Source organism: Paenibacillus aceris, assembly GCF_017874035.1.
Classification (GTDB): domain Bacteria; phylum Bacillota; class Bacilli; order Paenibacillales; family NBRC-103111; genus Paenibacillus_E; species Paenibacillus_E aceris.
Genome location: NZ_JAGGKV010000003.1, coordinates 476,200 through 487,407, shown reverse-complemented (window position 1 = coordinate 487,407; position 11,208 = coordinate 476,200). Strand labels below are relative to the sequence as shown.

Here is an 11,208-nt window from a genome sequence, read left to right as displayed (position 1 = left end):
TTCTGCGTGTTTTATTTGCCGGAAATTGGCGCCGGTGTCGAAATGTGGTGCACATATTTTTTGTCCGCAGCGTATTGACAAAATTGGTCTTTGAATGAGAAAATGTACGCGTGTACATAAATGGATTTCAATGATGAAAATGGAGGCTTCTACATGGTGACAAGAAAAGAGGTTGCTGAATTAGCTAAAGTTTCCGAAGCGACCGTTTCCCGTGTATTTAATGGGCTCGGACCCATGAAGCCTGCTACCAAAGCGCGTGTGTTGGAAGCAGCCAGCCAGCTGAATTACCATCCAAACGCGATCGCTCAAAGCTTTGCTCGAAGGCGCAGCGGGAATCTTGGCGTGGTGCTTCCTTATATGCCGAAAGTGCATCTTTTTTCAGCTTACTATTTCGCGGAAATTTTAAGCGGGATCGGCGAGCAGGTAAGGGAACAGGGGTACGACATGCTGTTATCGCTGTTGAAACCAGACGAAAGCCTGGACTACACGAGGCTCTACCGGTCGCAGAAAGTGGATGCTTGTGTCATTCTGGGCGCAAGGGACACCCCGCAGCAGCGGGAATCGCTCCAGCAGCTGCAGGATCAAGGACACCCTTTCTCCTTGGTCAATCAGCACTTTGAGGGGTTAGCCTTTCATGAGGTGGATGCTGATCATGCAGTTGGCAGCTATCAGGCTGTTCGGCATTTGCAGGATGAGGGCTACCGGAAGATTGCCTTCTTGAACGGCTCGCCGGAGTATTCCAACTCCGGAGACAGACTTCAAGGCTATCTGGCAGCGATGCAAGATGCCGGGTTGGAGGTTCCTTCCGAGCTGCTGCTCGAAGGCAACTACAGCCGCAAAAGCGGTTATGAAGCGGCAGATCGCCTTTGGGCGCAGAGGGAGCAGGTAGAGGCGGTATTTGCCGCAAATGATCGTATGGCTATTGGCCTCATGCAAGGACTCCGGGAGAAAGGCTGGGTGGCAGGGAGAGACTTCGCCGTTGTCGGCTGCGATGATTCCGATGCGGCCAAGCTGAGCGACCCTCCGCTAAGCAGTATTAATGTGCCTTTCTACGAGATGGGCAAAGAAGCGGCAAGAGGTGTGTTAACACGTGTTATTCAAGGGGAGAGCGTAAAGCCTTCCAGCGTGAAGCTGCAGACCCGTTTGGTTATTCGACAATCATCTAGAAGCATCACTCCTATATAAGTAAGTTTGAGTAAGGGATATGGATCGATTACACGTCAAGGAGGCTTCCTATTTATGAAATCATTTAATATTGGCATGGTCGGCTATAAATTTATGGGTAAAGCGCACAGTCATGCTTATAAAGATTTACATATGTTTTTCCCGCAGACGGCGGTGCCGAAAATGAAGCTCATCTGCGGCCGCGATGAAAACGGTGTCAAAACGGCAGCTGAGCAGTTCGGCTGGGACGGGTATATCACCGACTGGCGCGAGCTGGTCACGCATCCTGAGATCGACATCGTCGATATCAATGCGCCCAGTGACGCGCACAAGGAAATCGCGCTTGCTGCTGCAAAGGCCGGCAAGCACTTGTTCTGCGAGAAGCCGCTGGCGCTGACCCTTGCGGATGCAAGGGAGATGCTGGAGGCGGCTGAAGCCGCTGGAGTGAAGCACATGGTGGGCTTCAACTATCGTTTTGCTCCTGCGGTGCAGCTTGCGAAGAAGCTGGTCGAGAGCGGTCGCCTCGGCCAGATTTATCACTTCCGCGCCTGGTTTCTGCAGGACTGGATCGTAGATCCGACGTTCCCGCTAGTGTGGCGTTTGCAGAAGGAGATTGCCGGATCCGGGTCGCATGGCGACTTGGGCGCGCATCTGATCGATCTGGCGCATTTCCTGGTCGGCGATATGACGGAGGTCATCGGCATGAGCGAGACATTCGTGAAGGAGCGTCCACTGCCGAGTTCAATGACAGGACTAAGCGCCAAAGGCAGCAAGGATGCGCCGCACGGACCGGTAACCGTCGACGACGCGACGCTGTTTATGGCACGTTTCGCGAACGGGGCGCTGGGCAGCTTCGAGGCGACGCGTTTTGCACCGGGTCACCGGTGTACGAACTCTTTTGAAATTAATGGAAGTAAAGGCAGTGTGAAGTTTGACTTTGAGCGATTGAACGAGCTGCAGGTATATTTTACAAGCGATGATGAGGATGTTCAGGGCTTCCGCCGTGTTCTCGCAACAGATGCGTCCCATGCTTACATGGATGCTTGGTGGCCGGCTGGACATACCATCGGGTATGAGCATACGTTCGTGCATGAGGTTGTTGAGCTGATGAACGCTCTGACAGAGGATCGTCAACCGGTTCCGAATTTCGTGGATGGCGTGAAGTGTCAAGAGGTGCTGGAAGCCGTGGATCAATCCATTGAGCAGCGCCGTTGGGTGAAAATCAGCGAGGTTTAAGGATTTATCTTATATGTGGAGAGGAGCTCTTTCGAAATGAGCAAACAAGCATTGATAGTCTGGGGTGGCTGGGACGGTCATCAACCAGAAGAGGTGGCAGGCATTTTCGCTGGCCTATTGCGTGAGGAAGGCTATGGCGTGGAGGTATCCGATACGCTGGATCGTTTTAAAGATGAGGAGCGACTCAAGGGTATTGATCTTATTGTCCCTGTCTGGACGATGGGGAAAATTGAGAAAGAGCAGTTGGCTCCATTACTTGCAGCGGTCAAAGAAGGCGGAACCGGGATTGCCGGCTGCCACGGCGGGATGGCAGATTCCTTCCGGAATGAAGTTGAATATCAGTACATGGTTGGCGGACAGTGGGTCGCTCACCCGGGTAATGACGGTGTTACGTACACAGTGCGAATCAAGGATCGTCAGCACGCCCTGACAGAGGGGATGACAGATTTCGTTGTGGTTTCGGAAAAGTATTACATGCATGTCGATCCTGCTATTCAGGTTCATGCAGTGACTGATTTCGGCGATGTGGAGATGCCTGTCGTTTGGACCAAAACGTATGGAGCAGGTAAGGTGTATTACAATTCGCTTGGCCATCAAGCCAACATTGTACGGATGCCGGAAACACTTGAGCTCATGCGCCGCGGCTTGCTGTGGGCAACACGATAACGAAGAGGGGAAGCGAAGAAGATGAGTAAAAAGAAGGTTGGCATTATCGGCTGTGGAAATATTAGCGCAGCTTATATGAAAAATATTCCTAACTTTGAGCATTTGGAGCTGCTTGCCTGCGCGGATATTGATGTGGACAGAGCAAAGGCGCGGGCGGAGGAGTTCGGTATTCCTCATGCGTATACAGTACAGGAGCTTTTGAACGATGCGAATATTGACATTGTTATTAATTTGACGATTCCGGCTGCACATGCCGAAGTTTGTATTCAGGTGTTGGAAGCTGGCAAGCACGTGTATGTGGAGAAGCCGCTTGCCGTTACGCGCGAAGAGGGCATACGCATTCTGGAAGTTGCTCGCCGCAAGGAATTGCTAGTCGGCAGTGCGCCGGATACGTTCCTAGGCGGAGGCATTCAAACTTGCGTGAAGCTGATCAACGACGGCTGGATCGGCACACCGATTGCTGCGACGGCTTTCATGATGGGCAAAGGCCACGAGCATTGGCACCCGGATCCTGAATTTTACTATGCCAAAGGTGGCGGCCCGATGTTCGATATGGGTCCCTACTACCTAACGGCGTTAGTAGCATTGTTGGGACCTATTCGCCGAGTAACAGGTTCAACGGGGATTAGCTTCCAAGAGCGGACGATTAAGAGTGAGAAAAAACGCGGACAGAAGATCACGGTAGAAACGCCTACGCATATTGCTGGCGTGCTTGATTTCCATAGCGGCGCGATTGCTACGCTGGTTACGAGCTTCGACATTATGGGCGGCACGCAGCTGCCAAACATCGAAATCTACGGCAGCCACGGCTCCTTGCGTGTCCCGGATCCTAACACATTTGGCGGTCAGGTGATGATCCGTAAAAATGGTTCCGACTGGGAACCGATCCCGTTGTCACATGGCTACAAAGAAAACCACCGCGGTTTGGGTGTGGCGGCAATGGCTCAAGCTCTAATCAGCGGCGAGAGTGAAGCGCATCGCGCGAACGGCGAGCTGGCCTACCACGTGCTTGAAGCGATGCATGGCTTCCATGACGCGTCGGCCGAAGGCAAGCATTATGTGATGCAAAGCAGCTGTGAAAAACCAGCCCCGCTGTCGCCTGATTCCGTGCTATAATTTTAGTAATTGCATCCTCCTCTTTGTATCGAGGGGGATTTTTGTTTGGAATGAATCAAATCGCTTTACTGATACATGGGGAGGATGCTGGCATATGCCAAAAATTGCAGTCGTAACCGATTTTGACGGGACATTGATGGAGCAGGATGTTGGGGATGAATTGATGCTCGTCATGGATGTGTTGACTCAGCCTCAGGTGGTGGAAGCATCGCGGCTTTTTCGAGAGAAAAAGGCGGGCTCTCTCGCCTGGATTAACGCGGCATATCCGCTGCTTGAGGGGCGGCAGTATCAAGTTGACCGGCTGCTTGAGAGTGTGCATTTGCGGGACGGGGCACAGCGGTTTATTGATTTTTGCGAGCAGAAAGAAGTGCCGGTTACGGTGTTGAGTGACGGCATGCAGTACTATATTGAACAGGTTTTAAGCCGTGAGCAAATCAAGGTTAACCGAGTGATCGCGAATCCGATTCATTATTTGCCAGACGGACAGTTTCAGTTCGGGGTACAAAATTCGAATGAGGCGTGCAAATGGTGCGGCTGCTGCAAAGCAAGTGTGGTGAAGCAATTAAAAGAGGAAGGCTGGCTGGTCATTTATATCGGAGATGGCAGTAGCGATTATTATGGTTCTGGCTTTGCCGATTGGATTTTTGCCAGGGCAAGTCTTGCCGGGTATTTAACGGGGGAAGGGACGGCTTTTTACCCATTTGAAACTTTTCATGATATCTTGAACATTTTAAGTCCAAACTGGGAATCCTATAAAGATGGCACAGCGGACCGCCGTTTAAGCGGAAGATTTCCTGCTGTTTGTGCGTTTCCTGAAGTGTAATAAATCAAGGCTAAGGGATTGCAAAAAGCAGCCCCCTAGCCGATTGTGGGGTTCATAGTATCAAGGGAGATGCCCTTTTAGGGTTTCAACGAGTTCATTTTGAATATTTGCTTCGCTATGCTGCCATATGATTTCGAAAAGTACACCTAACCCTGGCAATACCCGTTCTTCGCCGCCAATGGAATCTTCAATAATTTCTTGGAGCTCATCATTGGATTTATTTTGGACTCTCTGGACGATGGCCTGTCTTAATGTGATATTCATTTGTTCGTGGACCTCGCTTCCATTTCGTTATCGATACTAATATGCACAAGTTGATGTCGGTTCATCCTTCGCATTTCATCCCCTTTCCTTGTATACCGAGCCTACAGGTCTCAAGTATGGTATAATTTTTAAATACCTTTGGGAATATGGAGGAAACGTCAACCTATGAGAAAACAATTTGCCATAATAGGAATGGGAAGATTCGGGTCCAGCATTGCCAGAACGTTGTCACAATTAGGTTTTGAGGTTATGGCCATCGATTCTCGTGAGGAGACGGTGCAAGAGATATCAGCCATTGTTACGCACGCCGTTCAAGCGGACTCAACGGATGAGGAAGCGCTCCGAGCGCTGGGGATTCGTAATTTTGACGTAGTCGTGGTCGCCATTGGGGAGGATATTCAAGCGAGTATTTTGACCACATTAATTCTCAAAGAAATGGGCATACCTACGGTAGTTGTGAAAGCTGTGAATGATTTGCACGGCAAGGTGCTTAAGAAAATCGGAGCTGACAAGGTCGTTTACCCAGAAAGAGATATGGGTCAGCGCGTGGCTCATCATCTGATATCTTCTAACATTGTTGACTATATAGAGTTGTCCGCGGATTACAGTATTGTTGAAATTCAAGCTTCTCGTCATATGGTGGGCAAAAGTCTAAGAGAGCTTGATATTCGGGCCAAATATGGCTGCAATGTTATAGCGATTAAGCAAAATGAAAAACTGATCATACCGCCAAGCGCGGAAGATAGGCTCCGTTCCGATGATATTTTGGTCATCGTGGGTAAAAATTCGAATCTTCAAACGTTTGAAGTGACTTTTGCAGAGTAGGTATAAGAAATGACACATACAGAAATCATGTCTGTTCAAAATGCCCGCGTAAAAGAGTGGGCGCAGCTTTTGGAACGTAAAGGTAGAGACAAGCAGCGGAAATACATCATTGAGGGCCATCATCTCGTGGAGGAAGCGCTACGTGCGGGAGCATCTGTCGAAACGGTTATCTACAGCTTGGAAAAAGGCTTGCCTGATGGTCTTGCTGGGCTGGTATTGCCAAGCGCGCTGGAATGGGTCGGCGTCAGCCAAGCCGTTCTGGAGAAGTGCACAGATACGCAAACGCCGCAGGGCGTGCTGGCCATTGTAGCTCGGCCGCAGCTCGGCATGGACGAGCTGCTCGCTGGCGAGCATGATCTTGTAGTGGTCCTGGATGGTGTCCAGGACCCGGGTAACCTCGGCACCATCATCCGTAGCGCGGATGCTGTAGGTGCCAAAGCGGTCGTGCTCGGCCGGGGCACGGTCGATCTGTACAATCCCAAGACGATCCGCTCGACGATGGGATCGATGTATCATCTGCCGATTGTGGAGGCAGATTTAGGGCAATTGTTGCCACGCGCGCGTGAGCGCGGCGTGCGGCTCGTAACCACGAGCCTGCAGGCGCAGCGCTCGTGCTACGACACGGACCTGCGGCAGCCGACGTGGCTGATTCTCGGCAACGAGGGCCGGGGCGTGTCGCCGGAGGTTGCTGCGCAGTCGGATGTGCAGGTGATCATTCCGATGCAGGGTAAGGCGGAGTCGCTGAATGTTGCGATGGCGGCGACGGTGCTGCTGTTCGAGGCTTCTCGACAGCGGTTGCAGAGGTAAGGGCGGATTGCGGTGAATGAATGTGAGTTGTATTTCACTTTGTCACCGTTTGGAACGTCATTTGTCATAGATTTTGAACGTAGTTTTGTCACTACTTAGATCAATCCCGATGTGGCTCAAAGCCTTGATACATCGGGATTTTTTAAAAAATGGAGTAGAAAAATTAAATGAAAATTTTACTTAAAAAGCTCTGTAATAACCTCTGTCATAATAATCATAACGAAACTTTGCAGCACGTTGTATAGAGAATGAGATCCTTATGCATCTGCGCTCGCTGAAGATAACGTGCAAGGATGCGTCTTTGCAAGATCCCATCGGCACAGGCACGGAAGCTGACGATGTCGTGATAAGGTGTAGCTCAAAATTAAGAAAAGCAAAATCTATAAGAATTTAGATATATTGGAAGGCGAATCATGAAATATAAAATGCATCCGATGGCAGCGATTTTATTATCAGGGGTATTAGGTGTCGTGTTTTTCAATTAGTCACAGCATCCCCTCAATTAGGATGAAGCGATGCCATCCAGCTTCTTCCGAAGCAGCAGCCTCAGCCCCAACAGAAGCAGCGGCAACCCAAATGCGATGGGCAACGCAATTTTTGGCCAACCGTGTTCCAAATAATCAATTGCGCGAAAATGATCCTCTACAATCCATGTCCCGAACACACCGAGAATGAGGCAAACAGGCAGGATCATGGCTTTATTGCTCTTCAAGCCCAGGATACTGGATAGGCTAACCGACGAACCATAGATGCAGAACATGACTTCGAACAGAACCGAAACGGAATAAAGTGCGATCATAATCATTTCATACCGCTGCAAAAAGTTACCGATATGCGCATTCCTCGCCAATTTCATGCAGGAGATCGTGTACTGGCTCGTTACCTCTGCCGATAAGACCGCGCCCTCCAGAATTGCCCAAATGATGACAAGCATGCCGCTCGCAAGTATGCTGATTACACTTAGCTGGCCGCCACGTGCTGCCGTACCGCTCACGTACGGTATGATCAGCGAGCCGAGCATGACGGCGAGCGCCCAATCTACATCAAAGTGCAGGCTCGCTTCAGCTGTACGGAGAAAGCCATGCTCTAGAAACGGCAGTAAATTTCGAATATCGAATTCATTGGTTGAGCCGAGAATAATCAGTGTGTTCAGCAGAAAAATAAAAAGCAGCCCGATCAGTGCAATGCGCCCCATCACTTCCAGGCCGTAGTAACAGCCGATCGCGCCAACGATCAGCGAAGAAACCGTAAAGAGCCAGACCGGCGCCTCAGGGAGAAAGTAGTCCTTCAAATGATACACGAAAGTAATCATGATCGGTCCGAATTCCCCCAAGAAGAAGACGAAGATCAACAGCGCTATGATTTTGCCGAACCATTTGCCGAGCAGCAGCGCGCTTAGTTCGATATAGTTGAGATGCGGAGTTCTGCGCAGAACGATGTACGTCACATACATCATGGCCGCACCTTGCAGTGTTCCCAGCAACGTCGCCACCCACATGTCATGGCCGACGGCACGTGCCAGTACCCCTTGCGTTACGCCGATCGCCTTGGCGAAGATCACATTAACAACCATCGCAATGAACATGCCGTTTGTAATCTGTAGCTTTTTCATTTAACCCCCTGCTCTGCCGCTTTCAGCACGGTAGACTTAATCGTTGTCTTGATCTCAACGGTTGTTTGTGCCTTGGAGAACGCAGTCCCCCATTCTGAGCCGAGTAGCTTCCACTCCATCGGAAACTTGTTGCGAAAAACGTCTCCAAGTTTCAGGAAGTCGGAATGGTAGTGCTGCTGCGCTTTGGTCAAGACGCTTTGAATCTCGGAAGACAACTTGGCCTCAAGCGCATCCTCGGTTTCTTCGCGTAAATCCGTCATGGGAGCCCCGCAGTTGTTCTCCACAACATCCGCCTTGATCATTAGTCGAATAAGGAAGCTAGGAAGCTTGTCCGTATAGGATGGCTTTACTTTGAATGCAATATCTTTAAATTCCATTGTCACAATTTTATCTTGATTATTCGGGCATGGAACCACCTCAATACCGCTTTCCAGCTTCTGCAAGAAAAACATTAACCCCTTGGTCTCCTTCGGTGAAAGCCACCCAACCATCTTGTCATTTATAAAAGCCGCTGCTCCCTCCAAATCCACCTGCTTGATCGAGCCGTGCTGCTCTGGCTTCTTATTGGAAATCCCCCTAGGTACGAGCCGCACCTGGGCAATGACCGGTTCCACGGAGCGGCTCAAATAGGCTTCTTCCAAATTCATCATATTACTGGCGGGTGCAAGTCCTACGATTTGCACATTGCGGAACAGGCGGTCAACCGCCTCGCCGGGCACAACCTCCAGGCCTGTAATTGTCGAGATTACCTCACTCGGTGAATCCGGCGTTACTGTGACCCATGTATTCATGCGAAGTTCATGGTTTCTCGTGAAAAAATCAATCATATCTGCGATGCCTCTTCGAGCATAGCTTTCATGCATCACAATCAAGAAATTGTGCGCCCAATAGACGCGCCGCGAAGTAAAGTGCCCCAGATTGCGGATGGCTTCGAAAATACTTTTGCCTTCTGCGCTGACGGAATAAATCGGTTCTCCTGTGCCGCCCGAAGGGGCGCCTGTTTGTCCGCGTGCATCCGCCGGACGAATAATTTGCACGGACAGTTTGACGCTGCCGGGTTCTTTGCCAACGTCCAGGCCGACTGCTGTGACGATCGCCAATTCGTTGATCTGCCGTAAGCCGTAGCAGGAGGTGGTGAGCAGCAGGAGCAAGATCGCTAGGAGTAAGCAAAGTAGTCTTCTCATGTCTCTTGTTCCTCCGGCACATGCGGCTTCTGTTGATCGCTCATCCGTTGTGTATCTTGGGCGAATGCCGGCCGCTGATCGAGCATCCAAAGCGGAAATCGGAGCATCATATCCCGCTGATCCACTTCGCGGAAAGGACTGGCTGGCGACAAATACGATTCGCCGAACGAGCGGATCGAGAGCGCGTGAAGCAGAAGGATGAAGAACATGCCGGAGAATCCAAGGAGTCCCAGCGTGCCCGAAGCGATGAGTAAGGGAAAACGGAAAATGCGCAGCGCCAGCGATGAAGAATAGCTGGGAATCGCAAAGGAGGAAATCCCGGTAATGGCGATGACGATGACCATGAAGGGCGATACCAGACCTGCTTGTACCGCCGCTTGTCCGATAATAAGCGAGCCGACGATGCTCACGGCTTGTCCGATCGGCTTCGGCATGCGAAGTCCGGCTTCGCGCATGAGCTCGAAGGCAAGCTCCATCATGACTGCCTCCAGCAGCACGGGGAATGGCACAACCTCACGACCGGAAGCAATCGTCAGCGCAAGCGCGGTCGGAATCATCTCATGATGGAAGGAAACAAGCATCACATAGATGGAGGGCAGCATCAAAGATATTAGGAAGGCCAGGTAGCGCACAATTCGAAAAAATGAACCTACCCAGTACCTGTTATAATAATCGTCCGGCGCTTGAATGAACTGCCAAAAAAATGTGGGCACAATTAAAACCACCGGCGTATTGTCTGTAAAGATCGCTACTCTGCCCTCCAGCAAGGCGGAGGCTACCTTGTCCGGCCGCTCCGAGCTCTGGATCGTATTAAACGGTGAAAACGGTGCGTCCTCGATCATTTCCTCGATATAGCCGCTTTCGAGAATCGCGTCGATCTTTATGTGAGAAAGCCGCCGCTTGACCTCATCGACAAGCCCCGCTTTGACCAAGTCCTGGATATACGCGATATTGATATTCGTCTTCGATCTCGTCCCGATGACCATCCCGTCCATCCGCAGCATCGGATCTTTAATCCTTCTGCGGACAAGCGCCGTATTCGTGCGGATGCTTTCCGTAAAGCCGTCGCGTGGGCCGCGGACGTTATTTTCCGAGGATGGCTCTTCCACGCTGCGATCCTTCCATCCTTTCGAGCTGACGAGCAGCGTTTGTTCCACGCCTTCAATCAGGATGAGCGTATCGCCGGAGAGAATCCCTTCCACACCGACAGCCAGCGTATTGCATGCTTGGATAGCCGCATTAAACATCAGGCTGCTGATGATTTCCTCCGCCGTGGCCAGCAGTCCCGGTTCCTCCACCAGTTCGGTGCCCGAGACGACGAGCGCCTTCAACGCCGTGTCAATGACCGTCGCATCCGCCAGTCCCTCCAAGTAGAAGCAGCAGCCGGGAAATTCCGGATTGCCGCAAAACATAAAATCGCGGCGCTGCAAATCGACACTATGGCCTAACAATTCCTCAATGGCCGCGGTTTTGTCAGGCCAAGTTAACCTTACGAGTTCTTGCTTCATTTC

At 51.0% G+C, this 11,208-nt stretch carries 11 protein-coding genes; 7 read left to right on the top strand and 4 right to left on the bottom strand.

All coding sequences use genetic code 11. From position 1 onward, the window contains the following. Positions 1 to 153: 153 nt before the first annotated feature. From J2Z65_RS09050 to J2Z65_RS09030, 5 genes are all read left to right on the top strand, one after another. Complete coding sequence (locus J2Z65_RS09050) at positions 154 to 1,185, top strand: LacI family DNA-binding transcriptional regulator (RefSeq protein WP_167062547.1); 1,032 nt, start codon at positions 154 to 156, stop codon at positions 1,183 to 1,185. Positions 1,186 to 1,239: 54 nt separating this feature from the next. Next, positions 1,240 to 2,400: a Gfo/Idh/MocA family protein gene (locus J2Z65_RS09045; protein ID WP_167062544.1), complete on the top strand. Its 1,161-nt coding sequence runs from the start codon at positions 1,240 to 1,242 to the stop codon at positions 2,398 to 2,400. Positions 2,401 to 2,436: 36 nt separating this feature from the next. Further along, the gene (locus tag J2Z65_RS09040; protein WP_167062541.1) at positions 2,437 to 3,066 is read left to right on the top strand and encodes a ThuA domain-containing protein; all 630 of its coding nucleotides are present in this window, start codon (positions 2,437 to 2,439) and stop codon (positions 3,064 to 3,066) included. A gap of 21 nt (positions 3,067 to 3,087) precedes the next feature. Continuing rightward, complete coding sequence (locus J2Z65_RS09035; protein WP_167062538.1) at positions 3,088 to 4,182, top strand: Gfo/Idh/MocA family protein; 1,095 nt, start codon at positions 3,088 to 3,090, stop codon at positions 4,180 to 4,182. A 94-nt stretch (positions 4,183 to 4,276) separates the two neighbouring features. Further along, on the top strand, positions 4,277 to 5,005 hold the full coding sequence (locus J2Z65_RS09030) for an MtnX-like HAD-IB family phosphatase (RefSeq protein ID WP_167062535.1): 729 nt from the start codon (positions 4,277 to 4,279) through the stop codon (positions 5,003 to 5,005). A 60-nt stretch (positions 5,006 to 5,065) separates the two neighbouring features. Here J2Z65_RS09030 and sspI read toward each other — a convergent pair whose 3' ends face one another. Further along, on the bottom strand, positions 5,066 to 5,269 hold the full coding sequence (sspI, locus tag J2Z65_RS09025) for a small acid-soluble spore protein SspI (RefSeq protein ID WP_127453137.1): 204 nt from the start codon (positions 5,267 to 5,269) through the stop codon (positions 5,066 to 5,068). 165 nt (positions 5,270 to 5,434) lie between these two features. On the opposite strand from sspI, the gene J2Z65_RS09020 reads away from it, so the two are divergent. Both J2Z65_RS09020 and J2Z65_RS09015 read left to right on the top strand, forming a co-directional pair. Continuing rightward, the gene (locus tag J2Z65_RS09020; protein ID WP_167062532.1) at positions 5,435 to 6,094 is read left to right on the top strand and encodes a potassium channel family protein; all 660 of its coding nucleotides are present in this window, start codon (positions 5,435 to 5,437) and stop codon (positions 6,092 to 6,094) included. Positions 6,095 to 6,103: 9 nt separating this feature from the next. After that, positions 6,104 to 6,901 (top strand): TrmH family RNA methyltransferase, encoded by a 798-nt coding sequence (locus tag J2Z65_RS09015; RefSeq protein WP_167062529.1) that lies wholly within the window; start codon positions 6,104 to 6,106, stop codon positions 6,899 to 6,901. Positions 6,902 to 7,403: 502 nt separating this feature from the next. Here J2Z65_RS09015 and J2Z65_RS09010 read toward each other — a convergent pair. Genes J2Z65_RS09010 through J2Z65_RS09000 form a run of 3 tightly spaced genes read right to left on the bottom strand, consistent with a single transcriptional unit; the run spans position 7,404 to position 11,205 of the window. Then, complete coding sequence (locus tag J2Z65_RS09010) at positions 7,404 to 8,513, bottom strand: GerAB/ArcD/ProY family transporter (protein ID WP_167062526.1); 1,110 nt, start codon at positions 8,511 to 8,513, stop codon at positions 7,404 to 7,406. Then, positions 8,510 to 9,697, bottom strand: a complete 1,188-nt coding sequence (locus J2Z65_RS09005) for a Ger(x)C family spore germination protein (RefSeq protein ID WP_167062523.1) — start codon at positions 9,695 to 9,697, stop codon at positions 8,510 to 8,512. Before J2Z65_RS09005 ends, J2Z65_RS09010 begins: the two co-directional genes overlap by 4 nt. Continuing rightward, entirely contained in the window at positions 9,694 to 11,205 is a 1,512-nt protein-coding gene (locus tag J2Z65_RS09000; protein WP_167062848.1) for a spore germination protein, read from the bottom strand. Before J2Z65_RS09000 ends, J2Z65_RS09005 begins: the two co-directional genes overlap by 4 nt. Positions 11,206 to 11,208: the final 3 nt, after the last annotated feature.